The organism is Streptomyces rishiriensis, from assembly GCF_003112535.1.
Classification (GTDB): domain Bacteria; phylum Actinomycetota; class Actinomycetes; order Streptomycetales; family Streptomycetaceae; genus Streptomyces; species Streptomyces rishiriensis.
This window is the reverse complement of the sequence record NZ_BEWA01000016.1, coordinates 38,253-63,166: the sequence shown is the minus strand read 5'-3', so window position 1 is coordinate 63,166 and position 24,914 is coordinate 38,253. Positions and strand designations below refer to the sequence as shown.

22 protein-coding genes are annotated in these 24,914 nt (G+C 72.0%); 16 read left to right on the top strand and 6 right to left on the bottom strand.

All coding sequences use genetic code 11. The annotated features are described in order from the left end of the window. The first annotated feature begins 10 nt into the window (after positions 1-10). Genes Sri02f_RS26620 through Sri02f_RS26605 form a run of 4 tightly spaced genes read left to right on the top strand, consistent with a single transcriptional unit; the run spans position 11 to position 3,440 of the window. Entirely contained in the window at positions 11-463 is a 453-nt protein-coding gene (locus Sri02f_RS26620; protein WP_109003854.1) for an FAS1-like dehydratase domain-containing protein, read from the top strand. Further along, positions 460-882, top strand: coding sequence for a MaoC/PaaZ C-terminal domain-containing protein (locus Sri02f_RS26615; protein ID WP_109003853.1), 423 nt, complete (start codon positions 460-462; stop codon positions 880-882). Before Sri02f_RS26620 ends, Sri02f_RS26615 begins: the two co-directional genes overlap by 4 nt. A 4-nt stretch (positions 883-886) precedes the next feature. Further along, positions 887-2,350 carry a class I adenylate-forming enzyme family protein gene (locus Sri02f_RS26610; RefSeq protein WP_109003852.1) on the top strand — a complete coding sequence of 488 codons (1,464 nt, stop codon included), beginning with the start codon at positions 887-889 and terminating at the stop codon, positions 2,348-2,350. After that, a complete protein-coding gene (locus tag Sri02f_RS26605) occupies positions 2,343-3,440 on the top strand; it encodes a serine hydrolase domain-containing protein (protein ID WP_109003851.1) in 1,098 nt (365 codons plus the stop codon). The genes Sri02f_RS26610 and Sri02f_RS26605 overlap by 8 nt, the downstream gene beginning before the upstream one ends. 35 nt (positions 3,441-3,475) lie before the next feature. Here the strand turns inward: Sri02f_RS26605 and Sri02f_RS26600 are convergent, their stop codons facing one another. After that, positions 3,476-4,657 carry an amidohydrolase family protein gene (locus Sri02f_RS26600; RefSeq protein WP_109003850.1) on the bottom strand — a complete coding sequence of 394 codons (1,182 nt, stop codon included), beginning with the start codon at positions 4,655-4,657 and terminating at the stop codon, positions 3,476-3,478. 135 nt (positions 4,658-4,792) lie between these two features. Next, positions 4,793-5,596 carry a FadR/GntR family transcriptional regulator gene (locus Sri02f_RS26595; RefSeq protein ID WP_109003849.1) on the bottom strand — a complete coding sequence of 268 codons (804 nt, stop codon included), beginning with the start codon at positions 5,594-5,596 and terminating at the stop codon, positions 4,793-4,795. 168 nt (positions 5,597-5,764) lie between these two features. Here Sri02f_RS26595 and Sri02f_RS26590 point away from each other — a divergent pair, with 168 nt between their 5' ends. Both Sri02f_RS26590 and Sri02f_RS26585 read left to right on the top strand, forming a co-directional pair. Further along, positions 5,765-6,613: an enoyl-CoA hydratase-related protein gene (locus tag Sri02f_RS26590; protein WP_109004072.1), complete on the top strand. Its 849-nt coding sequence runs from the start codon at positions 5,765-5,767 to the stop codon at positions 6,611-6,613. Beyond that, entirely contained in the window at positions 6,610-7,194 is a 585-nt protein-coding gene (locus tag Sri02f_RS26585; protein ID WP_109003848.1) for a DUF2889 domain-containing protein, read from the top strand. The genes Sri02f_RS26590 and Sri02f_RS26585 overlap by 4 nt, the downstream gene beginning before the upstream one ends. 185 nt (positions 7,195-7,379) lie before the next feature. On the opposite strand, the gene Sri02f_RS26580 is transcribed toward Sri02f_RS26585, so the two are convergent. Continuing rightward, a complete protein-coding gene (locus Sri02f_RS26580; protein ID WP_109003847.1) occupies positions 7,380-8,630 on the bottom strand; it encodes an acyl-CoA dehydrogenase family protein in 1,251 nt (416 codons plus the stop codon). Positions 8,631-8,743: 113 nt separating this feature from the next. Here Sri02f_RS26580 and fabG point away from each other — a divergent pair, with 113 nt between their 5' ends. Genes fabG through Sri02f_RS26555 form a run of 5 tightly spaced genes read left to right on the top strand, consistent with a single transcriptional unit; the run spans position 8,744 to position 14,225 of the window. Further along, complete coding sequence (fabG, locus tag Sri02f_RS26575) at positions 8,744-9,490, top strand: 3-oxoacyl-ACP reductase FabG (protein WP_109003846.1); 747 nt, start codon at positions 8,744-8,746, stop codon at positions 9,488-9,490. A gap of 35 nt (positions 9,491-9,525) precedes the next feature. After that, complete coding sequence (locus tag Sri02f_RS26570; protein ID WP_109003845.1) at positions 9,526-10,770, top strand: acetyl-CoA C-acetyltransferase; 1,245 nt, start codon at positions 9,526-9,528, stop codon at positions 10,768-10,770. Then, a complete protein-coding gene (locus Sri02f_RS26565; protein ID WP_109003844.1) occupies positions 10,770-12,209 on the top strand; it encodes an OB-fold domain-containing protein in 1,440 nt (479 codons plus the stop codon). Before Sri02f_RS26570 ends, Sri02f_RS26565 begins: the two co-directional genes overlap by 1 nt. Then, positions 12,206-13,414, top strand: a complete 1,209-nt coding sequence (locus tag Sri02f_RS26560; RefSeq protein WP_109003843.1) for an acetyl-CoA acetyltransferase — start codon at positions 12,206-12,208, stop codon at positions 13,412-13,414. Before Sri02f_RS26565 ends, Sri02f_RS26560 begins: the two co-directional genes overlap by 4 nt. A 16-nt stretch (positions 13,415-13,430) precedes the next feature. Further along, entirely contained in the window at positions 13,431-14,225 is a 795-nt protein-coding gene (locus Sri02f_RS26555) for an SDR family NAD(P)-dependent oxidoreductase (protein ID WP_109003842.1), read from the top strand. Positions 14,226-14,276: 51 nt separating this feature from the next. Here the strand turns inward: Sri02f_RS26555 and Sri02f_RS26550 are convergent, their stop codons facing one another. Continuing rightward, on the bottom strand, positions 14,277-17,159 hold the full coding sequence (locus Sri02f_RS26550; protein ID WP_245970811.1) for a branched-chain amino acid ABC transporter permease/ATP-binding protein: 2,883 nt from the start codon (positions 17,157-17,159) through the stop codon (positions 14,277-14,279). A gap of 25 nt (positions 17,160-17,184) precedes the next feature. Between Sri02f_RS26550 and Sri02f_RS26545 the strand changes: the two genes are divergently transcribed. From Sri02f_RS26545 to Sri02f_RS26530, 4 genes are read left to right on the top strand one after another with little or no spacing between them, the layout of a single operon-like run. After that, complete coding sequence (locus Sri02f_RS26545) at positions 17,185-18,423, top strand: ABC transporter substrate-binding protein (protein ID WP_109004071.1); 1,239 nt, start codon at positions 17,185-17,187, stop codon at positions 18,421-18,423. Positions 18,424-18,462: 39 nt separating this feature from the next. Further along, positions 18,463-19,176, top strand: coding sequence for an ABC transporter ATP-binding protein (locus Sri02f_RS26540; RefSeq protein WP_109003840.1), 714 nt, complete (start codon positions 18,463-18,465; stop codon positions 19,174-19,176). Positions 19,177-19,186: 10 nt separating this feature from the next. Beyond that, complete coding sequence (locus Sri02f_RS26535; RefSeq protein WP_109003839.1) at positions 19,187-20,530, top strand: phenylacetate--CoA ligase family protein; 1,344 nt, start codon at positions 19,187-19,189, stop codon at positions 20,528-20,530. After that, entirely contained in the window at positions 20,527-21,918 is a 1,392-nt protein-coding gene (locus Sri02f_RS26530; protein WP_109003838.1) for an acyl-CoA reductase, read from the top strand. The genes Sri02f_RS26535 and Sri02f_RS26530 overlap by 4 nt, the downstream gene beginning before the upstream one ends. A gap of 275 nt (positions 21,919-22,193) precedes the next feature. Here the strand turns inward: Sri02f_RS26530 and Sri02f_RS26525 are convergent, their stop codons facing one another. Continuing rightward, complete coding sequence (locus Sri02f_RS26525) at positions 22,194-22,922, bottom strand: TetR/AcrR family transcriptional regulator (RefSeq protein WP_109003837.1); 729 nt, start codon at positions 22,920-22,922, stop codon at positions 22,194-22,196. A 142-nt stretch (positions 22,923-23,064) separates the two neighbouring features. Here Sri02f_RS26525 and Sri02f_RS26520 point away from each other — a divergent pair, with 142 nt between their 5' ends. Continuing rightward, positions 23,065-24,018, top strand: coding sequence for an NAD-dependent epimerase/dehydratase family protein (locus Sri02f_RS26520; RefSeq protein ID WP_109003836.1), 954 nt, complete (start codon positions 23,065-23,067; stop codon positions 24,016-24,018). A gap of 322 nt (positions 24,019-24,340) precedes the next feature. Here Sri02f_RS26520 and Sri02f_RS26515 read toward each other — a convergent pair whose 3' ends face one another. Then, positions 24,341-24,751 carry a hypothetical protein gene (locus tag Sri02f_RS26515; protein WP_109003835.1) on the bottom strand — a complete coding sequence of 137 codons (411 nt, stop codon included), beginning with the start codon at positions 24,749-24,751 and terminating at the stop codon, positions 24,341-24,343. Between the last annotated feature and the right edge of the window lie 163 nt (positions 24,752-24,914).

Below are 24,914 nucleotides of genomic sequence, written 5' to 3'. Positions count from 1 at the left end.
GTTCTTGACGATGACAGGGCAGCCGTTCCCCGTCGAGGCCGGGCACATCATGATGTTCGCCCGCGCCATCGGCGACGAACACCCCGCGTACCAGGGCGAGTCCGCGATCGCGCCGCCCACCTTCACCATGGCGAGCGCCCACCACGACCCCGGCTATCACCTGCGGCCCAGGCCGGACGAGGACTGGTTCGGGTCCGGCGGCGGCCCCGGGGAGATGGCCGAGGGCGGCGGCGGACTGCACGCCGAGCAGCACTTCGCCTACCACCGCCCGGTGCGCGCCGGCGAGACGCTCTACGCGCACACCGTCCCCGGACGCAGCTGGGAGAAGCACGGCCGCAGCGGCCGACTCCTGTTCAGCGAACGCATCACCGAGTACCGGGACGCCGACGGCGAGCCGGTCGTCAGCGCGGTGACCGTGGCCGTCGTCCCCGAGGGCCCCGCGACCCCGAAGGACGCGCGATGAGCCTGAGCCCGGACGAGATCAAGGTCGGCGAGAGTCGCGAGCGCGTCCTCGTCGAGGATCTGAGGCGCACCCGGATCGTGCAGTACGCCGGCGCCTCCGGCGATTTCAACCCGCTGCACACCGACGAGCGGTTCGCCGTCGAGGCCGCGGGATATCCCGGCGTCTTCGCCCACGGCATGCTGACGATGGGCATGACGGGCAGAGTGCTGACCGACTGGGCCGGACCCGAGTCCCTGCTGCGCTACGGCGTGCGCTTCAAGGCCCAGGTCTGGCCCGGCGACACGCTGACCGCCACGGTCACCGTCGAGTCGATCGAGGAGACGCCGGACGGCCCGGTCGTCCACTTCACGCTGCGAACCGTCAACCAGCACGGCGCCGAGGTGGTCACGGGCACCGCGGCGGCCCGCCTGGAGCCCTGAACCGGTGGCCGCCGCACAGCAGAGGGGGCCGGCGGCCACCTGGACCGCCATGGTGAGCCGTGCCTACGACCATCCCCGCCCCGCCGTCCGGTTCGGCGACCTGATCTGGACCGGACGGGAACTGCTCGACCGGGCGGCCGGCGCGGCCGACTGGCTGGACATGGTCGGTCTGGAGCCCGGCGTCCCCGTCCCGGCCCTGGTCGCCACCTCCGCGGACGCCCTGGCGCTGGTGATCGGCGGCGCCGGATCCGGCCATCCGCTCGCGCCGCTGGGCGTCCGGATGACCGCGCACGAGATCGCCGCCGTGGTCACGGCGACACCTTCCCCGGTCCTGCTGACACAGCCCGGGTTCGCCGACCTCGCCGGACAGGTCGCCTGCCTGACCGGCCGGCGGATCGCCACCGTGCCCGAACTCGCCGTCAGCGCCAGGCCCTTGCAGGCCCTGCCGGGCGAACTCGCCGCCGTCCTGCACACCTCCGGAACGACCGGCCTGCCCAAACCCGTCCCCATGACCCAGCGGCGGCTGGCCGCCCGAGCCCGCGTCAACGGGCTGCTGTGCGAACTCGACCCGGACAGCTTCTACGGCGGCAGCGCGCCCTTCCACCACATCGCGGGCCTCGGCAACATCGCCGTCGCGCTCGCAGCCGGCGCCCTGGTCACCGGACTGCCCCGCTTCAGCGTCGAGGGCTGGACCCTGCTGCGGACCCTCGGCACCACGCACACCAGCATGGTCCCGGCGATGCTGGAGACCCTGCTGGCCGCGGGTCAGGCACGGCACGAGCACCTGCGGACCCTCCAGTACGGAGGTGCTCCCGTCCGCCCCGACACGCTGCGACGGACGTACGAGGCGATGCCGGGCGTCCGCATGCTCAACATGTTCGGCCAGACCGAGGGCTCGCCCATCAGCGTGCTCACCCCCGAGGACCACCGGGAGGCGGTCGCGGGACGCACCGAGCTGCTGCGGTCGGTGGGACGGCCCGCGCCAGGGGTCGAGGTCAGGGTCGCCGGCGCCGGGCCCGACGGCGTCGGCGAGATCCACGCCCGCGCCGACCACTTCTTCCGGCTCGACGACGAGGGCTGGCTGCGCAGCGGCGACCTGGGCCGGACCGCGGCGGACGGCTACCTCTACCTCCTCGGCCGAAGCACCGACATGATCATCCGGGGCGGCGAGAACGTGCACCCGCTGGAGGTCGAAACGGTCCTCGCGGCACATCCGGGCGTGGCCGACGCGGCGGTGACCGGCATGCCCGACGAACGGCTCGGACAGACCGTCGTCGCCTTCGTGGTGCCGTCCGACCCCGCGGCTCCACCGGATCCCGCGCTGCTCAGGAGCTACACCCGGGCCCGGCTCTCCGGGTTCAAGGTCCCCGTCCGCTGGTGGTTCGTGGACGACCTGCCGCGCAACGCCAACGGCAAGGTCGTACGCCGCCGTCTGCGGGAGCCGTACGAAGGAGGAACGCGTGCCTGACACCGTCGACCCACAGCGCCTCGGCACACTGCTGAGCCGCATCCGCCGGGAGGTCGAGCACGGCCCCCTGCCCTCGGCCCAGGTCGCCGTCGCCCGCGACGGCCGGCTGGTGGCCTTCGAGAGCTACGGCGACGCCCACCCCGGCACCCGGTACGTCCTGCAGTCCGTCGGACGGTCGATCGTCGCGGGCGTGGTGTGGAAGCTGATCGGCGACGGACTCCTGGACGTCGGCGAACAAGTCGCGGAGATCGTCCCGGAGTTCGGGCCGAACGGGAAGGAGACGGTGACGGTCGAGCAGGTGCTCACGCACACCGCCGGTCTCCCCTTCGCGCCCCTGGGCTACCCCAAGATGCTCGACCGCGAGCAGCGGCTCGCCGCCTTCGGCCGCTGGCGGCTCGACTACCCGCCGGGCAGCCGGTTCCAGTTCCACCTCACCTCGGCCGCCTGGCTGATCGCCGAGATCGTCGAGCGGCGCACGGGCCTCGCCTTCGCCGACTACCTGCGCGAGCGGATCGCAGGGCCGCTGGGCCTGTCGTCGATCGAGCTGGGGGTGCCGGAGCACCGGCAAGCGGGCGGTGTCGCCCCGATGCTCGCCACCGACCGCGTCGAAGACGGTCAGGAACCCGACCCCTGGGGGCCGTGGTACCTGTCCGACCCGAAGGTCCTGGCGGCAGGGGAGCCCAGCCACGCCCTGGTCGCCACCGCCGCCGACGTCGCGCTCTACTTCCAGGCGCTGGTCCACTCGGGCCTGTGGAAGCCCGGGGCGGTGGCGGAGGGGACGCGGATCAGGCTGACCGGCCATCCGTACGGCGAGCGGATCCACGGGGGCGGCGGACGGCGCCGGACCAGCATGGGGCTGTTCGTGACCGTGGCCGGCCCCGACGCGGGGAGCAACCTGCCGTCGACCGGCTCGTCGGCGCTCTTCGGCAGTGCGGGGGCCGCCTACCAACTGGGCTTCATGGACCCGGAGTCCGGCCTGTCCTTCGCCTGTCTGAGCAACGGCTACCCGCTCGCCGGCTACGACCACTCGCCCCGCGGCACCGCGTTCCTCACCGACATCGCGAACCTGGCGGCGGGCCTGGTCCGTTAGACCGGGCCCGCCGCCAGGCGGGGGTGCTGCCACGCTCAGCGGCTGATCAGCTGCTGGGCGTTGTTGTACATGATGTCGTCCTGGGCGGTCTCGTCGAGCTCGGCGATGAGCTTGCGGAAGTCGCCCGGAGCGGCGAGGCCCTCCGCGTGCGGGAAGTCGGAGCCCATGACGATGGACTCGTGGTGGCCGAGCCGCCTGACGACGCCCACGATGTCGTCCTCGGGGTAGGGCACCACACGGACGTGCTTGCGGAATATCTGGCTGGGACGTTCGTCCAACTGCCCGCCGATCCACGGGCCGTTGCGCCCCATGCCGCGGCTCTTGTCCATGTGGCGCACGAAGTGCGGCACCCACTCGGAGCCGAACTCCGACACCAGGACGTTGATGTTCGGGAAACGCCCGAAGAGGTTGTCGAAGATCAGCGCGGACAGCGTCTCCTCGACGGGGCGCTGGCCGTAGGTGTTCTGCCACTGCCAGGCCGACATCCGGAAGTGGATGGGGTGCGGGTCGAAGCCCCAGGAGGGCGCCACCTGCGAGTTGTAGTAGAACTCGCTGATGTGGTAGCAGACGCTCGCCTTGGCCTCGTCGACCAGTTTCCAGAACGGGTCGAAGTACGGGTCGCCCGGCGAGCGGCCGTAGACCGGCCCGGTGGGCAGCAGGATGAAGCGGGCGCCCTGGTTCAGGACGTACTCGAGTTCCTTGACCGCGTGGTCCAGGTCGCGCAGGGAGAGCAGGGCAGGGGCGTAGATGCGGCTCTGGTGTGCAAACCCCCACACCTCGTTCATGTAGCGGTTGAACGAGTGGTAGTTGGCGTAGAGCGGCTCGACGCCCTTCACGTACTCCTCGGCGACCAGTGCCCAGCCGCCCGGATACATGATCGTCTGGTCCAGGCCCTGCTCGTCCATGACCCGCAGCCGGGACTCGCGGTTCTGGTACGAGTCGTGCATCGGCTCGAACTGGTACGTCTCCTCCGGATCGCCCGAGGCCATCGCCTTGAGCATCTCCTTCAGCGAACCGGGCCGGTACACCTGCCCGAACTCGGGTTCCAGGCATACGACGATCCGGTCCCCGGCGAGGATCACCTCCCGCCCGTCCGGGAGCGTCACCGGTGCGACCGCCGCACCGAGGAACTCCTTCGGGAGGTAGCGGGTGAAGGAGTCCCGTTCCTCATACATGTGCTGGTCGCAGTCGAAGATGCGCTTGCGCTGGTCGGCCATGGCCGTCGCCTCCGGACCCCAGGAGCTATTCAGTACGCCTTCTATAATTATCTAACTGTTTCTCGGAGGCAAGGGGTTCGTGAGGACGGTCTGGCCCGCGGTCCCGCCCGTGGACGGGACCGCGGGTCGGCCGGGTCAGTCGAGCAGCTCGAGCACCGTCTTGGGCCCGGCGGCGTTCACGACGTCGTCGGCGCTGGAGATGTGCCGCTGCCACAGCTTCTCGGCCTCGTCCGCCTTGCCGGACTCGATCAGTCCGACCAGCCGCACGTGTGCCCGGTGCCCCTTGACGGCCTGCGCCTTCTGGGTCTCGGCGTCGGTGGCGGCCGCCGTGTACGAGGCGTTGGCCCGGTCGATGATGTTGCGCAGCATGCTGCACAGCAGGATGAGGGTCTGGTTGCCGGTGAGCTCGACCAAGAGGGCGTGGAAGGCGTCCTGCGCGTCCACCAGGGCGAGCGGGTCTTCCAGGACGGCCTTCTCGGCGGCCACCGCGTCGCGCAGTCGTCTGATGTCGTCCGCCGCGTGCTTGGCGGCGAGCTGGCGGGCGCAGGGGGGCTCGATGAGGGCGGCCGCGCGGTAGACGTCGCCGAGGGTGGCGCCGCGGTATTCGAGGATCAGGCCGGCGAAGCGGGCGGCGACGTCCGCGTCGGGCGCGCTCACCCGGGCGCCGCCGTGCGCGCCGCGGCGCACCGTGATCAGGGACTCCGACTCCAGCACGCGGAAGGCCTCGCGCAGAGTCGGCCGCGAGATGCCGAACTGCTCCATCAGCCCCGACTCCGGGGGCAGCGCGTCGTCCGGCTTCAGGTCGCCCCGGACGATCTGGCGACGCAGATGGGCGGCGACCAGTTCGGCGGTCTTCGGCACCCGCACCTGGCGTCCGACGCGGTTGCGGGCGGGGGCGGGCACGGTCGCCGTTTCGCTTGCGCGGGCTGCCTCGGCCACGATGGACTCCTCATATAGCCAAATGAATCGTCTTAGTGCATCGAGGGTACCAGGTCAAGGGATGCCTGATCTTGTCTTCCGCGTGCCCGGTCTGGTGCCCGAGCCGCCGTTGGGTATATAGATGATTCATCTAGCGATAAACTCTACGGGCCCGTGGGAGTGACCTCGATGACCGAGAATCCGACCCCGTTGATCCTCACCGAACTCACCGACGACGGTGTCATGCTCCTCACCCTCAACCGGCCCGAGCGCCACAACGCCTGGACGCTGGAGATGGAGCTGCTCTACAACGAACTGTTCGACCGGGCGGAGGCGGATCCACGGGTGCGGGCCGTGGTGCTCACCGGCGCCGGGCGCAGCTTCTGTCCGGGGATGGACATGAGCGTGCTGGACGGGGCGTCGTCGGGCGCCCGCCCGTGGCCCACCGGTCAGCTGCCGCCGCGCACCCGCCCCATGTCGTTCCCGAAGCCCGTCGTGGCGGCCGTCAACGGGGCCTGTGCGGGCATCGGCTTCAACCAGGCGCTGATGTGCGACGTCCGGTTCGCCGTGCCGCACGCCAGGTTCGCCGCCGCCTTCAGCGCGCGAGGACTGGTGGCCGAGGACGGCGTGTCCTGGATCCTGCCCCGGCTGGTCGGCTACGGCAACGCCGCCGACCTGCTGCTGTCCTCGCGGCGCGTCACCGGGACGGAAGCCCTGTCGCTCGGCCTGGTCAACCGCCTGGCCGAGCCTGGACGACTCCTCCCCGAGGCGCTCGCCTACGCGACCGAGCTGGCCCGCTCGGCGAGCCCGTACGCGATGTCCCTCATCAAGCGTCAGCTCGCCGAGGACCAGGCGAGGACCTTCGCCGACAGCAGCGACCGCGCGGCCGCGCTACTGGCCGTGGCCAAGCGCGCACCGGACTACCGTGAGGGCGTGCTCAGCTTCATCGAGCGCCGGCGCCCGGAGTTCGCGGGGCTGGGCGGGACGGCGCCGGAGCCGTCGGTGGCCTCGTCATCACCGGCGGAGACCTCGTCATGACCGGCCCCGGACTCCCGCTGCACCGCCGTACGATCTCCGTCACCGCCCACGCGGAGGAGGGCGGCCGCGAGATCTCCGTCGAGGCGGAACTGCGCGACGAGCGCCCCTGGGAGGCGCCGTCGGGCGGGACCGTCCACCGGATGGCGCTGACCGTGCGGGTCCGCCTCGACGACATGGTGATCTCGGCCGCCCGTGCGGACATGCGGACGTTCCCGCACGCGGAGTGCCCGCGCGTCACTCCGGCCTTCGACGGCCTGGTCGGGCTCAGTGTCGGCGCCGGATACAACCGGGCGATCCAGGAGCGCTTCCGGGGCGTCTCCGGCTGTACGCACCTGTACGAGCTGACGCGCGCCCTCGGCCCGGCGGTCGTGCAGGCGGCGATCTCGGCGGGCGCGCTGCGCCGCGCGGCCGACGGCGAACCGGTGCACAACCCGCGCGCGACGGCGGGGGTGCTGAACAGCTGCCACGTCTGGGCGCCGGACGGGGTGGGCCTGCGCAAGCTCGACGCCGGCTGGCGTCCTGGCGCAGGGCCACGACCGGTCCCGGAGCTGGACACCTTCGACCGCCCCGGCCGTCCCTGACCACCCCCGACCGACCCTGACCGATCAGGCCGTCTCCGGCCGGTCGAGTTGCCCTGGGCCGCCCGCGCTGTCTCCGGCCGGTCCGGCGAACCCGGGCCGCCCAGCCGCCCCTGAGCGGCCCGGTCCTGACCGTCTCGGCCGTCCGGGCCGTCAGACCATCCGGGCCGGCAGACCGCCCATGCCGGTCAGGGCTGGGCCCTGACGGCCTCCTGGTCCGCGCTCGCGCGCGGTTCGCGGGGGAGTCCCAGGACCTTCTCCGCGAGGATGTTCCGCTGCACCTGGGACGTGCCCGCGTAGATCGTTCCGGAACGGGCGATCAGATACGTCGTCGACCAGGACGCCGAGGAGTTCGCGGCGCCGGGGTCGTCGGTGCGGTAGGTGCGCAGCGGCGGCCGCCCGACCGGCACCTGGCCGTGCAGACCCATGATGTCCATCGCCAGATCGGTGACCTCGGTGTGGTATTCGCTCCAGTACAGCTTGGCGATCGACGACTCGGGCCCCGGCTCCGCCCCCTTGAGCCAGCCGGTGAGGATCCGGTAGCCGAGGCAGCGCATGATCTCGACCTTGGACCAGCACCAGGCGATGCGCTGCCGGATGACGGGGTCCTGGTCCTTGCCGTACCGGCGGGCCAGTTCCACCAGGCGCTCCACCTCCGCCCGGAACAGGATCGGGTTGGTCGCCGCCTCCTCCCCGCGTTCGACGCCGAGCAGGCTCTGGGCGACCGTCCAGCCGTTGTCGACGCCTCCGACGACGAGATCGGCGCGGGTGCGGGCGCCGTCGAAGAAGACCTCGTTGAAGTGCAGTTGCCCGCTCATCATGCGGAACGGCCGGACCTCGACGCCGGGCTGGTCCAGCGGCACGAGGAGGAACGAGATCCCGCGGTGCCTGGACGCGTCCCGGTTCGTACGGGCCAGGACGAAGATCCAGTCACTGTGATGGGCGCCGGAGGTCCACACCTTCTGTCCGTCGATCACCCACTCGTCGCCCTCCAGGGCCGCGCGGGTCTTCAGGGAAGCCAGGTCGGATCCCGCGTCGGGCTCCGAGTACCCCTGGCACCAGGTGTCCTCGCCGCTGAGGATGCGGGGGAGGAAGCGGCTCTTCTGTTCCTCCGTGCCCCAGCGCAGCAGCGTGTTCGCCAGCATCTTCACGCCGAAGGTGTCCTGCGGCAGGCCGAACGGCACACCGGCCCGGGCGAGTTCCTCCATCAGGACGACCTGATGGAGCTTGGACAGGCCGTGGCCGCCGTAGCGCTCGGGCCAGGTGAGGGAGAGGTAGCCGCGCTCGACGAGCCGGCGGCGCCAGTCCCGGGCGAAGGCCCAGGCCGCGTCCTCGTCCAGTGCGCCGATGCCCCTCCAGCCCGGCGGCAGCGCATCAGCGAGGAACGCCCGCACCCCGGCGCGGAACGTCTCGGTCTCCGGGGGATAGCTGATGTCCACCTGGGATCTCTCCTCCTCGGCCCTGCCCGCGCAGCCGATCGCTGTATTGATTGTTTCAGCATAATAGGTTATCTATTTAACAGGAATGGTGTCGAGTCAGGGGCGGGCTGACAATGGGACTGCTGGACGGCCGGAACGCAGTGATCACCGGCGGCGCACAGGGCATCGGCTTCGAGATCGCCGGCGTCCTCGGCGCCGCGGGCGCACGCATCGTCCTCGGCGACATCGACGAGGACGCCGCGGCCCACGCCGTCGGACGCCTCGCCGGGAACGGCGTGGCCGCCGTCTCGCTGCGCTGCGACGTCACCGACGAGAACGAGGTGGCCGCCCTGGTCGCCCACTGCACCGACGCCTTCGGGCCGGTCGGCGTCATGGTCAACAACGCCGGCATCACCCGGGACGCGACCCTGAGCAAGATGCCCCTCGCCGACTTCCGCGCCGTGATCGACGTCCACCTCACCGGCGCCTGGAACGGCACTCGGTACGCCGCCGAGGCCATGCGGGCGCACGGACAGGGCGGCAGCATCGTCAACATCTCCTCCATCGCGGGCAAGGTCGGCAACTTCGGCCAGACGAACTACAGCGCCGCCAAGGCCGGACTCGTGGGCCTCACCAAGGCCTCCGCCAAGGAGCTCGCGAAGGCGGGCGTCCGCGTCAACGCCGTACAGCCCGGCCTGATCCGAACCGCCATGACCGAGGCCATGCCCCGGGCCGCCTGGGACGCCAAGCTCGCCGAGATCCCCCTGGGCCGCGCCGGCGAACCCGCCGAGGTCGCCCAGGTCGTCCTCTTCCTCGCCTCCGACATGGCGAGCTACGTCACCGGAGCCGTGGTCGAGGTGACCGGCGGCCGGTACATGTGACCTCCGCTTGCCCGCCGAGACGAAAGGCCTGCCCGATGCCCGCCCCCCTCCGTGACGCCGTGATCTGCGAACCCCTGCGTACTCCCGTCGGCGGCTACGGCGGCGTCCTGCGCGACGTGACGGCGGCCGCGCTCGCCGCCACGGTCGTGCGCGCCGTGCTGGAGCGCACCGGGATACCGCACGCCGCCGTGGACGACGTCCTGCTCGGCCAGTGCTACCCCAACGGCGAGGCGCCCGCCATCGGCCGCGTGGCCGCCCTGGACGCCGGTCTGCCCGTCGAGGTGCCGGGACTCCAGATCGACCGCCGCTGCGGCTCCGGACTCCAGGCGATCATCACGGCCGCGATGCAGGTGCAGACCGGCGCGAGCGACCTCGTCCTGGCGGGCGGCGTGGAGTCCATGAGCCAGGCCGAGTTCTACACCACCGACGTCCGCTGGGGCGTACGCGGCGCGGGCGCCACGCTGCACGACCGGCTGGCCCGCGGGCGCGTCACCTCGGGCGGCGTCCGCCATCCCGTCCCCGGGGGCATGCTGGAGACAGCCGAGAACCTGCGGCGCGCCTACGCCATCCCCCGCGAGGAGCAGGACCGACTCGCCCTGCGCTCGCACGAGAAGGCCGTCGCGGCCCAGCGGGAAGGCCGCTTCGCCGACGAGATCGTCCCCGTCACCGTACGGAGCCGCAAGGGCGAGGCGGTCGTCGACACCGACGAACACCCGCGCCCGGACTCGTCGTTGGACAAGCTCGCCGAACTCCGGCCCGTACTCGGCCGCCTGGACCCCGAGGCGACGGTCACCGCCGGCAACGCCAGCGGCCAGAACGACGGCGCGGCCGTCTGTGTCGTCACCCACCCCGAACGCGCTGCCGAACTCGGCCTGCGGCCGCTGGGCCGCCTGGTCTCCTGGGCCGTCGTCGGCGTGCCGCCCGAGACGATGGGCATCGGACCGGTGCCCGCCACGGCCAAGGCCCTGGAGCGCGCGGAGCTGAAGCTCGCCGACATGGACCTGATCGAACTCAACGAGGCCTTCGCCGCCCAGGTGCTGGCCTGCACTCGCGCATGGGCCCTGACCGAGACCGACTTCGAGCGGTTCAACGTCAACGGCTCGGGCATCTCGCTGGGCCACCCCGTCGGCGCCACCGGCGGCCGCATACTCGCCACCCTGCTGCGCGAACTGGACCGACGCCAGGCCCGCTACGGCCTGGAGACCATGTGCCTCGGCGGCGGACAAGGCCTGGCGGCCGTCTTCGAACGCACCGGCAACGAAGCTCCTGGAGGACGCTGATGCCCGGACTCATCGCCTACGGCGCCTACGTGCCGTACCACCGCCTCGCCCGAGCCGACGTCGCCGCGGCACTCGGAACCCCGCCGGCCAGGGGAACGAGGGCGGTCGCCGGCTACGACGAGGACACCACCTCCATGGCCGTCGAGGCGGCCCGCACCGCCCTGGCCCGCGACGGCCTGCGCCCCCGCGTCGGCCAGCTCTTCCTCGCCACCGCGGCGCCCGCCTATCTCGACAAGACGAACGCGACCGCGGTCCACGCCGCGCTCCGCCTCGACGAGCATGTGCTCGCCGCCGACATGGCCGGCTCCGTACGCTCCGGTCTCGGCGCGCTGGTCACCGCCGCCCGCTCCCCGATCCCGACCCTGACGGTCCTGTCCGACCTGCGCACCGGCCTGCCCGGCGGCAGCGACGAGCTCGCGGGCGGCGACGGCGCGGCGGCCTTCGTCTTCGGCGGCCACCGCAACGGAGCCCCCGTCCTCGCCGAACTCCTCGCCCACGACGCGGTCAGCGACGAGATCCTCGAACGCTGGCGGCTGCCCGGCGCCCCCGCCTCCCGCGTGTGGGAGGAGCGCTTCGCCGAGGAGATCTACGTCTCCCTCGCGGACAAGGCGCTCACCGCAGCCCTCGACCAGGCGGGCATCGACCGCGCGGCGATCGACCACCTCGTCGTCTCCGGCCTGCACGCACGCGCGTGCGCGGCGGTACGGCGAGCGGCGGGCGCCCGGCCCGAGGCGGTGACCCCGGATCTCGCCGCGGTGATCGGCAACGCCGGCGCCGCCCAGCCCGGCCTGCTCGTCGCCGACGTCCTCGACCGGGCCGCCCCCGGCGAGATCATCGCGCTCGTCGTGCTCGGCGACGGCGCCGGAGTCCTCCTGCTGCGCACCACCGAGGCGCTCCCCGCCCATCGCAGCGCCCGCCCGGTCGCCGCGCAGATCGCCGCGGGCAGTGCCCCGATGCCGTATGCCACGTACCTCTCCTGGCGCGGCCTCCTCGACCGCGAACCGCCCCGACGGCCGGATCCCGAGCCGCCCTACGCCCCGCCCGCCCACCGCCGCACCGCCTGGAAGTACGGCTTCGTCGCCTCGCGCTGCGAGAAGTGCGGCACCCGGCACCTGCCGCCGGACGGGGTGTGCGTCTCCTGCCGCAGCGTCGACACCATGGCCGACGAGCCGATGCAGCACGTGCGGGGCTCGGTCGCCACGTTCACCGTCGACCGGCTGGCCCACACCCCGAGTCCGCCGATGCTCGTCGTGGTCGTCGACTACGACGGCGGCGGCCGGTTCCGCTGCCAGCTGACCGACGCGACCGAGGCCGACGCGGCCATCGGCGCCCGGGTGGAGATGACGTTCCGGCGTACGGTGACCGCCGCCGGGGTCCACAACTACTTCTGGAAGGCCCGGCCGGTGCGCACGGGCGAGACCGAGGGGACACGCGGATGAGCTCGCACGGAATCCGGGACCGGGTCGCGATCGTCGGCATGGGCTGCACGCCCTTCGGCGAGCACTGGACCCGTTCGGCCGACGATCTGCTGGTGGACGCCGTGGGCGACGCGGTGACCTCGGCCGGCGTCACGCTCGACGACGTCGACGCGTTCTGGTTCGGCACACAGGCGTCCGGCGTGTCCGGACTGGCCCTGAGCCGGGCGCTGCGCCTGCCCCACAAGCCGGTCACCCGCGTGGAGAACATGTGCGCGACCGGCTCGGAGGCCCTGCGCAACGCCTGTTACGCCGTCGCGTCCGGCGCGTACGACATGGCGATGGCCGTCGGCGTGGAGAAGCTCAAGGACTCCGGCATGTCCGGGCTGTCCGGCACCGCCATTCCCGGCGCGGGCGACGACAGCCGGGGCGAGATCACGGCCCCGGCCAACTTCTCCCTCCTCGCCCCCGCCTACGCGGCCAAGTACGGGCTGTCCGGCGAGGAGATGAAGGACGTCATCACCCGCATCGCCTGGAAGAACCACGTCAACGGGGCCCGCAACCCCCGCGCCCAGTTCCGCAAGGAGGTCCCCCTGGAGCGCATCCGCTCGGCCCCGGTCATCGCCGGCATGCTCGGCGTGTTCGACTGCTCCGGGGTCTCCGACGGCTCGGCCGCCGCGATCGTCGTCCGCGCCGAGGACGCCTACCGGTACACCGACCGACCGGTCTTCGTGAAGGCGCTGTCCTTCGTCGCCGGCCCGGCGGACGGACTCCTCGACCCCGAGTACGACTTCACCACCTTCCCCGAGGTGGTCGCCTCCGCCCGCGAGGCCTACCGGCAGGCGGGCGTCACCGACCCGCGCGCCGAGCTCGCGCTCGCCGAGGTCCACGACTGCTTCACGCCCACGGAGCTGGTGCTGATGGAGGACCTCGGCTTCTCCGAGCGCGGCCAGGCCTGGAAGGACGTCACCAGCGGGGCGTTCGATCTGGACGGCTCGCTGCCGGTCAACCCCGACGGCGGACTGAAGGCCTTCGGCCACCCCATCGGCGCCTCGGGCCTGCGCATGATGTTCGAGGCGTGGCTGCAGCTGCGGGGCGAGGCGCCGCCGGAGCGGACGGTCACCTCGCTGGCCGAGGGGCGTTCGCTCGCCCTGACCCACAACCTCGGCGGCGGCCCCGGCGAATGCGTGTCGTTCGTCTCCGTCGTCGGCAGCCAACTGTCGGCCTGAGGAAGGCGGTTCGGCCATGGGACGGCTCCAGGACAAAATCGCGATCGTCACCGGAGCCGCCTCCGGCATCGGCGCGGCCACCGCACGCCGGGTCGCGGCGGAGGGAGCGCTCACCGTCGTCGCCGACCTGAACTCCGACGGCGCCGAGGCGGTCGCCGAGGAGTTGCGCGCCGCCGGAGGATCCGCCACGGCGGTCACGGTCGACCTGGGAGACGCCGACAGCGTACGAGCCATGGTGGCCGCCGCGGTGGACAGGTACGGCGGCCTCGACGTCCTGCACAACAACGCGGCGGCCACCCACCTCGCCGCCCGTCAGGACCTCGCCGTGGTCGAGGCCGACCCCGCGGTCTGGGACGACACGATGCGGATTAACCTGCGCGGCACGATGGTCGCCATCCAGGCCGCCGTCCCGCACCTGATCGCCCGCGGCGGCGGCTCGATCGTCAACACCTCGTCCGGCTCCGGCCTCACGGGCGACCTGCGCAATCCCGCGTACGGCGCCTCCAAGGCCGCGCTCATCAACCTCACGCAGTACGTCGCCACCCAGTACGGCAAGCAGGGCGTGCGCTGCAACGCCGTCGCACCCGGATTCATCGTCACGCCGGCGAGCTCCGGGTCGGCGCACGGGGCGATCCGGGAGGCGATGCTGCGTCACCACCTCACCCCGCGCCTCGGACGGCCGGAGGACGTCGCCGCGGCGGTCGTCTTCCTCGCCTCCGACGAGTCGGCCTTCATCACCGGGCACACGCTGCGCGTGGACGGCGGCCTGCTGTCCCACGCACCGTATGTCGCGGATCTGCGGAACGGCTGAGGAGAGGCCGGCCGGAGGCGCTTCCGTTCCGGGAAGCGCCTCCGAGCCCTTTCAGGACAGTGCCTCCGGCTCCAGGTCGCCCAGGTACGCCGCCCTCACGGCCGGGTCACGGCGCACCTCCTCCGGCGTCCCGGCGCAGATCCGGCGCCCGAAGTCCAGCACGACGACCTGGTCGCAGACGCTCATGACCATGTCGACGTCATGCTCGACGAGCAGCACCCCCATGCCCCAGTCCTTCGCGAGCCGCCGCACCAGACGGGCCAGCTCCCGCGTCTCGTCGTCGGACAGCCCCGCTGCCGGTTCGTCGAGGAGCAGCACGGACGGCGAGGCCGCCACGGCACGGGCGATGGCCAGCAGCCGCCGCTCTCCGTACGACAGATCGCCCACCGGCCGGTCCAGACTTTCCTGGAGGCCGAACTCCCTTACGGCGACGAGCACATGCGAGGGCAGCGGGCGGCTGCCGGGACGCACCAGGTCCGTGAGCCACGCCCACCGGCCGGGCCGGTCGCAGGCCGCGTACAGGTTGTCCAGCACGGTCATGTCCTCGAACAGCTCCAGCGACTGGAAGGACCGGCTCAGTCCGGCCGCCGCGCGCCGGTGCACCGGCAGCCGGGTCACCTCCCGGACGCCGAGGCGCACAGCGCCGGACGAGGCCCGGGTGAAGCCGGTGACGGCGTCTATGGCGGAGGTCTTGCCGGCGCCGTTGGGCCCGATGAGACCCACGACCCGGCCCGGCTCGACCTCCAGCGAGAGCCCGTCGACGGCCACGACACCGCCGTAGCGGACGGTCAGGTTCCGCACGTGGAGGGAGAGCGGCGCGGCGCGGGGCACGGTTGCCTCTTTCGCCGCAGCCGCCGGAGCGTTCGCGGCGGTCGAAGCCGCCGGAACCGCCGAAGCGGTCGGGGCCGCCGAGCCCGTCGGAGCCGCCGCGAGCGGGGCCCCGTTCGCGGTGCGCCGCCGCGCCATCCGGCGCCGGACGGTCTCCGCCGGCCTGCCGACCCCCTTCCCGATGCCGTCCTGGTTGCCCACCAGCGTCAGCACCAGGACGATCCCGCCGATCAGCGGCATCCACTCGCTCAGCCCGGGCAGCACCAGGTCCCCGAACCGGGCGCCCACCGTGCCCGCGGCGAAGGTCGCGCCGAACAGCGGGCCGACCAGGAAGCCGACGCCGCCGATGACCGCGAGTCCGAGCGCGGTGATGGAGTCGAAGGAGGCGAAGTCGGAGAAGACCACCGAGGTGGACCGGAAGCCGGTGAGCACCCCGGCGAGCGCGGCGATGGCCGCGGACAGACCGAACGCGTAGAGCTTGGCCGCGCGGACGTCGATGCCGAGGGAGGCCGCGGCCCGCTCGTTGGCCCGTACGGCGACGAGCCGCCGGCCGGTGCGGCTGCGCCGTACGTTGGCGACCACGAGCGCGGCGACGACGAACAGCGCGAGCACGACGGCGGCGTACCGCTGCGGATGGTCGACCCCGGAGACGTTGATCCCGAAGAGCGTCTGCCTGCCCACCGCGATGCCGTCGCTGCCCGGCGTCGTCGACAGGTCGGTGTTCTGGAAGACCATCGCCTCCAGGGTGGCGCCGAGCCCGAGCGTGATGATCGCGAGGTTGACGCCGCGGGTGCGGACCGCCGGGAGCGCGAACAGCAGCCCGATCGGAACCGTGCCCAATACGCCAGCCACGAGGGCGAGTTCGAAAGGCCACCCCCAGTCGGCCGAGGCGTGCCCCGCGATGAAGGCGCCCGTCCCGGCAAGGGCGTAGGCCGCCAGGGAGACCTGTCCCGCGTAACCGGTGACCACGACGAGCGACAGGATGATCAGCGCCAGCACCAGCGTGTTGGTGATCGCGTCGGCCCACAGCGGCGTCGACACGCTCACCAGCAGCAGCCCGGTCGCAACGGCCGCAGCCAGCGCTACGGGGCGCACCCTGCCGGAGCCCAGGGCGGGCAGCCGGTCCAGGAACGTGCCGCGCAGCGGCAGCGCCCTGCCCCGTACGACCAGCGCCAGGGCGATGAAGAGGAAGGGCACCGACGAGGCGAGGCCGGTGACGTCGGAGCCGAAGCGGGTCAGCTCGGACTGCACGATGCCGATGACGAGTCCGCCCGTCAGGGTGACGGGGAACGACGAGAACCTGCCGACCAGGGCGGCGGCCAGCGCGCTCAGCAGGAGGGTGGTCAGGCCGGTCACGGACAGACCGATGACCGGCACGATCAAGATGCCCGTCAGGCCCGCGAGAGCCGAGCCGAGCGCCCAGTTGCCGGCGGCGATCACGTCGGGGGACCAGCCGAGCGAGGCGGCGACGGCCTCGTTCTCCGCGACCGCGGTGGTGCCCAGGCCGAACAGGGTGTGCTTGTACAGGAGATGGAGGGCCACGGTCACGACGACCGCGATGCCGAGCAGCCACACACGGTCCTCGGAGAGCGTCGCCCCGGCGATCGTCAGCAGCCGGGTGGGCAGCCTGCCCGGCACCAGTTGCAGGCTGTCGCCGTAGCGTTTGACGGCGATAGCGGTGAGCACGATGAAGACCGCCAGCGTGCCGACCAGACGGGCCAGGGTGGACGCCCGGCGCAGTGGGCGCAGCACCAGCACATGCGTGAGGACGCCCAGCGCCGCGGAGGCGAGGACCGCGCACGCGGTGGCGGGCCAGTAGGGGACGCCGTAGTGGGAGGCGAGCTCCCACTGCACATAGGCGCCCGCCATCCCGATCGCGCCGTGCGCGAGGTTCAGGACACCGGAGCCCCGGTAGACCAGCACGATGCCGTGCGCGGTGAGTGCGTAAAGGGCTCCGAGCCCCAGGCCGAGCAGTGCAAAACGCAGGATGTCGTCCATCTGTGGCACCTCCAGACAGACAGAGTAATTATTTAAATAATTGTGTCCAGAGTACTTCACTAACGAATGTCCGGCCTCCATGCTGTTCGGCATCTCGACGTCGCCCATCGGGCGCGATCCTCGCGGAGGAACCATGAACGACTCACGCCGACGCAGAACTGCCGCAGCGAGCAGCCTCGCGGTGACCGCAGCCCTGCTCGCCGCAGGCTGCGGGGGAGAGGCGTCCGGCAGCGCGGCTCAGACCTCGGAGCTGAAGGGCACGCCGGTCAAGGTGATGGTCTGGAACCCGGAGGACACCCAGGGCAGCGCCCAGCCCGGGGTCCGGCTCACCGCCCAGGCCTACGAGAAGTGGATCAACGCCAACGGAGGCATCAAGGGCGGCCCGCTGAAGGTGCTCACCTGCAACGAGAAGAACGACCCGGACGAGGCCGAGAAGTGCGCCCAGCAGGCGGTCGCCGCGAAGGTCGTCGCCGTGGTGGGCTCGTACAGTCTGGCCGGCGAACGCTACATGCCCATCCTGCAGAAGGCCGGCATCCCGTACATCGGCGGCACCGGCGTCTCGGCGGCGGAGTTCTCCAACCCGCTGTCGTTCCCGGTCAACGGCGGCACCCCGGCCGTCTTCGCGGCACACGGGCAGCAGCTGGTGCAGGAGGGCTGCAAGAAGATCTCCGGCGTACGGTACGACCTCGCGGCCGCCGCCATCGTCTCGCAGTTCCTCACCCTCGGCGCGACCTCCGCCGGAGGGGCCGCGCCCAAGGACCTCAAGGTGCCGGTCACCGCCACCGACCTCGCCCCGCAGGTCGCCGCCGCCACCAAGGGCAGCGACTGCGTCAGCGTCATCCTGGGCACGCACTCGGACCTGTTCGTGAAGGCCTACGTGCAGTCCGGCGCGAAGACCAGGCTCGGCAGCGTCGTCGGCAACCTCACCCCGGAACTGGCCGCGTCCACGGGCGGCGGCGCCAGCCCGCTCGAGGGCGCCGCGATCACCGGCTACTACCCCCCGACCTCGGACGCCGTCTGGAAGGACTTCGTCGCGGCCGCCAAGGGCGCCGACATCGACACGAGCAACGGCGCGAACGAAACGACCTGGGTGGCCTTCAAGGTCCTCACCGAGGCTGCTGGGAAGCTGCCGACGATCTCGGCCGCGTCCCTGGTGCAGGAGCTGAACACCACCGCGGGCATCGACACCGGCGGTCTGACGCCGCCCCTGACCTGGCAGCCGTCGACCGCCCTGCCGATCAAGGGGCTCGACCGCATCCACAACACCACCGCCACCGAACTGACCATCCGCAACGGCAAGATCGACTGGGCGAAGGCGGGCTCGACCTTCGTCGACGTCCGCAAGGTGCTGACGGCCATGTCCGCAGGCTGACCGACCGGCGCACCGGAGTCCGAGCAAAGGAGAACGTCCGTGCACGACACCGGACCACCCCTGATCGAAGCCCGCGCCCTGTCCGCCGGATACGGCGCCCGACCCGTCGTACGCGACCTCGACCTGGAGGTCCGCCCCGGCGAGGTCGTCGCCCTGCTCGGACCCAACGGCGCCGGCAAGACCACGACGCTCCGGGTGCTCTCGGGCGACCTCACCCCGATGGGCGGTGAGGTGCGCTGGTTGGGCGACGACGGCCGCGCACCGCTGCACCGCCGGGCCCGCCAAGGCCTCGCGTACGTCGGCGAGCGGGCGGTCTTCACCCGGCTCGACACCGCGGACAACCTCCGCGTCGGCCGAGTGACGGCCCAGCAGGCCCTGGAGCTCTTCCCCGAGCTCGAGAAACGCCTCAAGACCGGCGCGGGCATGCTGTCCGGGGGCGAGCAGCAGATGCTGTCGCTGGCCCGCGCCCTGGGCCGCGCACCCCGGCTGCTCCTCGCGGACGAACTGTCCCTCGGCCTCGCCCCTCTCGTGGTCGACCGTCTCCTGCGCGCCGTACGCGAGGCGGCCGACCGCGGACTCGGCGCGCTGCTGGTCGAACAGCACGTGCGCAAGGTGCTGGACGTCGCGGACCGCGTGTACGTCCTGCGCCGCGGACGCGTCGCCATGGTCGGCACCCCGAAGGAACTGCGAGGCGACCTGGACGCGATCGAGTCGTCCTACCTCGCCGCGCAGACGACCGCCACGACCGATTGAGAGAGGCGCTGTGCCCAGCACACGCGAACAGATCCGAACCCTGGTCCTGTCCGGCGATCCCTTCGACCAACCCGCCGAAGATCTGAGGGAGTTGCAACTCGAAGCCGCCCGGGAGGCCTTCGCCGCCCACCGCGAGCGCATCCCCCTGCTGCGCACCCGGGCGCAGGAGTGCGGCGTGCACGAGATCACCGGTCTCGACGACCTCGTGCCGCTGCTGTTCTCCCACACCAGCTACAAGTCGTACCCCGTCTCCCTCATCACCTCCGGCCGGTGGGACCGGCTCCTGCGCTGGTACACGACCGTGTCCGCGGTCGAACCGGGCGACGTCGACGTGGAGGGCGTACGCGACGTCGACGAGTGGACCGACCGCATCACGGCCGCCGGACATCGCCCGTACTTCACCAGCGGCACCTCCGGAAAGGTCTCCTTCCTCAACTGCGACGCGAGCGACCTGAGTTTCCTCCGCGACATCCTGGAGCACCTCACCTGCTGGCCCGATCCGCTCTCGCCCGAGCCCACCCGCCGCGGCTACCTGCTCGCGCCGGCGAGTGGTCCGATGCGCTCCGTCGACGGCTTCCGGTGGCACGCGGAGGCCTTCGCCCGGCCCGGGGAGACCTGGCTGCTCACCGAGGATCCGATGCGGGTCTCCGAGCTGATGAGCAGCGCGCTGCTGCGTCGCCGTATGGCGGAGGGCGCGGCGACCCCGCAGGAGATCAGCTCCTTCGAGGCCGCGTCCGAGGCCCGCGAGGCGGAGATGGGCACGGCCGTCGCCCGCATCGTCGACGACATCGCCGCCCACCGCCACGAGCCCCTGCTGATCGCCGGGATGAACAACCAGCAGTTCACCCTGATCCAGGCCCTGAGGGCGCGCGGCGTGCCCGACGGGAGCCTGCACCCGGACACACTCGTCCTCAGCGGCGGCGGCAACAAGGGCCGAGTGCTGCCCGACGACTACCCGGCGCAGTTCGCCGCCTTCTACGACGGCGTGCGGCGCGTCCGCAGCTACGGCATGACGGAACTCCAGGGCTCCTGCCTCGCCTGCGAGAAGGGCGACTACCACGTGCCGCCGTGGGTGATCCCCTTGGTGCTCGACGAATCGGGCGAGACGCTCCTGAACCCCGAACACGGAGTGATGGAAGGCCGGTTCGCCTTCCTGGACGTCTCCCTCTCCGGCCGCTGGGGCGGATTGATCAGCGGCGACCGCGTCTTCGTGGACTTCTCGCCGTGCGACTGCGGCAGAGCGGGGCCGACGGTTCTGCCGGACATCAGGCGCTACGGCGAACTCGGCGGCGATGACAAGATCACCTGCGCCGCGACACTCGACTCCTATGTGCGGGGGATGATCCACGGATGAGGCCCACGACAACGGCAGTGAGCCCGGTGGCCGTCGCCCACGTCGTCCGCGGCGAGGTCGATACGGGCCCGCACACCCCGCACGACCGTCCGGACGCCGTCTTCACCGCACCGGCGCTCGACCTGGACCGCCTCGTGTGGCCGCGCACCGAACCCGGGCCCGCGTTCCACGTGCCCGTCGCGGAGATCGTCGACCTGCTGGTGGAGACCGGCGAGGCCCTCAGGGCGGACCGCGAGGGTCTGCTGGCCGAGGCCCTGGACCGCATGGTGTGGGTCAGCCCGCTCCCCGGGGAGGTGCTGGAGCGCGCCTACGCCGTGCTGTGGCGCAGCTTCCAGCGCCCCGGCCTGTACGCCCAGATCGACCACGAACTCGGCGGCGCGGACGTGCTCGACGGCTGGCGCGAGGTGCGGCTGCCCGAGGGCCGCACCGCGGCCACCCGCGCGTTCCCGCCCCGCCTGGTGCACATCATCGCCGGCAACGCCCCCGGCGTCGCCGCGATGTCCGTCGTGCGCGGAGCCCTCACCAAGGGCGTCAATCTGCTGAAGCTGCCCTCCAACGACCTTTTCACGGCGACCGCCATCCTGCGCACGATGGCCGGCGTGGCTCCCGGCCACCCGGTGGTCCGCTCCTTCTCGGCGGTGTACTGGCGCGGCGGCGACGAGGCGGTCGAGAGCGTCCTCTTCCGCCCGCAGTTCTTCGACAAGCTGGTCGCCTGGGGCGGCGAGGCCACGATCCGCGGGGCGCTGAGGTACGTCGGTCCGGGATTCGAGCTCGTCTCCTTCGATCCCAAGACGTCCATCTCCCTGATCGGCCGTGAGGCCTTCGACTCGCGGGAGTCGCTGGCACGGGCGGCCGACGCGGGCGCCGCGGATGCCACGTTCTTCAACCAGCAGGCGTGCGTGGCCAGCCGCTTCCAGTTCGTGGAGGGGACCGAGGAGGACACCGACCGCTACGCAGCGCTGCTGTGCGAACGCCTCGGAACGGCGAGGGAGTTCAGCTCTGCCGGCGGCCCGAGGATCGCCGGGGAACTGCGCGAGGAGATCGACGTCCTACGGTCGCTGGCGCCCGAGTACCGGGTGTGGGGCGGCTACGAGGGGCGAGGCCTGGTCATCCGCTCTCCGGAGCCGGTGGACTTCCACCCCGACGGAAAGATCGTCAACGTCGTCCCGGTCGCCGGACTCTCCGAAGCCGTGCGGCACGCCGGGGTGGCCACCCAGACGGCAGGCGTGTACCCCGACGCCCGCAAGGCGGAACTGCGCGACGCCCTCGCCTGCGCCGGGGTGCAGCGCGTGGTCTCCCTCGGCGGGGCGGGCGGCATGCCACCGGGCCTCTCCCACGACGGCTTCTATCCGCTGCAACGGCTCATGCGCTGGGTGAACGACGAATGAAGCTGCGCATCGCTCAGTCTGCGGCGTGCCCGCAGCGCTGGGGAAGACGGCGAAGATCGATGCGCGTCCGGCGAATCGCCCTGGCGTTCGCTTTCGGGCCGAGCGCTCCGGCGGTCCCACCTCGGGTGAGGGCCGGATACCCGGTCGACGCTCGGGGGCGCGGGCGTCTACATGCCGGTCCCGGTCCCGGTCCATGTGACGTCCGTCGTCCCGTCCCCGTCCCCGGCCACCGGTGCCACGCTCCTGGGACCGGGTGGCCGGCCCCCGTCGTCCCTTCAGGTGGCGAGGCCGAGGGCTGCGCCGAGGCGGCGGGCCTCGTGGTCGAAGAAGGCGCGGGGGTCGGCGATGATCTCGCGGCGGTGGCCGAAGAGCTCGAAGGAGAGGGCGCCGAGGAGGTAGGTCCAGCCCATCAGGCTGCTCATGACCAGGTCGGCCGGGGTGTCCGGGGGAAGTCCGGCGAGCAGCGGCGCCAGCGACTGCCGTGCGTCGTCGGGCATCGCGGGCCGGGTGTCGGAGGGGCGGTTGCCGTCCTTGCCGAGCCGGTCGGAGAAGAGGGCGCCGATCAGGTAGGGGAGCCGGGTCGCCTGCGCCACGGTGTCCTGGGGGGCGGCGTAGCCGGGTACCGGAGAACCGTAGATCAGCGCGTACTCGTGCGGATGCGCCAACGCCCAGTCCCGCACCGCGTGGCAGACGCCGACCCAGCGCTCCAGTACGTCCGCCGGCTCCGCTTCCGCCACGTCCAGTGCGGCGTAGGCGGCCTCGGCGGCGTCGCTCAGTGAGGTGTAGCCGTCCAGGATGAGCGCGGTGAGCAGGGCGTCGCGGCTCGGGAAGTAGCGGTAGAGCGCGGACGCGGAGGCCAGGCCGAGATCCCTGGCGACGGCGCGGAGCGAGAGCGCGGCGGCGCCGCTCTCGGCGAGCTGCCTGCGGGCCACCGCCTTGATCTCCGCGGTGAACTCGATCCGGGCCCGTTCCCGTGCGGTGCGGGGCTTCTGAGGGGTGGACATGCGTCCATCCTGACATGCTGCAGCAAAAGCGAGAACATCAGACGCAAACGAGAACACCGTTCTTGACAACTCACCGGCGCTGCGTCAGTCTCTCGACGTCAACCAAACGAGAACACTGTTCTCTGTCGCGTCGGAGGAAACCGTGAGCAAGCACCTGATCGTCGGCATGGGGCCCATCGGCTCGGCCACCGCCCGGCTCCTCGCCGCGCGCGACGAGGAGGTCGTTCTGGTCAGCCGCTCCGCAGCCGCGCCCGCCGCAGCCGGCCTGGCCGACCTGCCCGGCGTACGGTCCGTGCGGCTGGACGCCACCGACGCCGGAGCGCTCGGCGAGCTGGCCACGGGGGCGGCGGTGCTCTACAACTGCGCCAGTCCGGCCTACCACCGCTGGGCCACGGACTGGCCCCCGCTGGCAGCCGCCCTGCTGGTCGCCGCCGAGCGCTCCGGCGCCGTCCTGGCCACGGTCGGCAACCTCTACGGCTACGGCGCGGTCACCGCCCCGATGACCGAGGACACCCCGCTCGACCCCAACTCGGTGAAGGGACGGGTGCGCGCCCGGATGTGGGAGGACGCGCTCGCCCTGCACCGGGCCGGACGGATCCGGGCCACCGAGATCCGCAGCTCGAACTACATCGGCCCGCACGCCGAGAGCCCGCTCGGGGCCAGGGTGGTGCCGTGGCTGCTGGCCGGCCGCGGCGTCCAGGTGCTGCGCAGCGCCGACACCGCCCACAGCTGGACCTACACCGAGGACGCCGCCCGGCTGCTGGTCGCCGTGGGCGGCGAGGCACGGGCCTGGGGCCGGCCGTGGCACGTCCCCACCAACCCGCCCCGTACCCAGCGCGAGGCCGTCGCCGACCTGGCCGAGGCCGCGGGGGTCGCGCCGGTGCGGGTGGGCGAGATCCCGGCCGTCCTGCTGGCGGCGCTGGGTCTGGTCAACCCGACCGTGCGGGCTCTGCGCGAGGTCGCGTACCAGCTCGAACGGCCCTTCGTGATGGACTCAGGCGCGGCCACCGCCGCCTTCGGCCTCGATCCCACCCCCTGGACCGAGGTGCTCAGCGCCACCGCGGACTCCTACCGGACCCCGGCCGCTCACCGCTAGAGGTGGTTCGAGTGGAGATCACGCGATCGGCACGCCCCTCGGTAGGTTCCACAGCCAGACGGCATCCCACCCCTCGTGCGCAGTATCGGTGTGGGCTCAGCGGCGCCCTCAGCGGCGCCGATCCCGCCGCCCCCCCGACGCGTCCGGGCGCCACGCGGGACGCCGTGCACGACATCAGGGCCCGCCCGACGTGATGCCGGGCGAGCCCATCATGGTGCGGTGCGTCGGACAAGGGCACGCGGGCCCGCCCATCCCAGGCAGACGCGGACCGCGTAGCTGCGCGGCAGCCCAGCGGCGGGGGCGGGCGGCGTGTTCGTCAGCCCTACAGCATCACGCAGCTGTCGCCGTTTCCGACGTGGCAAATGTACAGTCGGACGTCGGCCACGTCCTGGGCGTGATCCGCAGGCTTGATTTTGTGGAAGTTGCCGTCGTTGACCCAGGCGGAACCGTTCCACTTCGAGTACTTGGTGTAGAGGCCTTCGCTCACCCCGTCGGTCGAACAGTGGTCGACGACCGCCATGTCCCAGTCGGTCTTGTAGGCCTGCTTGCCGTTGTACTGGGTGGTCTCGTACCAGTGGTAGGTGCCGGAGGCGGTTCCGCAACCGTTGGCGGTTCGGCCCGAGAAGGTTCCGCCCGAGGCGTGGGCGGCGCCGGTGAACGTGACCAGCAGGCCGGCTGCAGTGGCGGCCGTGGCCAGTAGCCGGAGCGTTCCCTTGATGGCGTCGTTTCGCATGATGGGTCCTTTTCTTCCGTGAGTGTTGCCGCTGCTTCTGTCTGTGCGTGTCCGGGGTGGCTTCTGTGGAGGCGCGGCTCCATCCCGGGTTCGCTGACTCCCCCTTGTCGTGCCCGTCGGACTCGTCGGGCTTCGTCCGTTCGCTGTGCTGCCGGACGCCTGC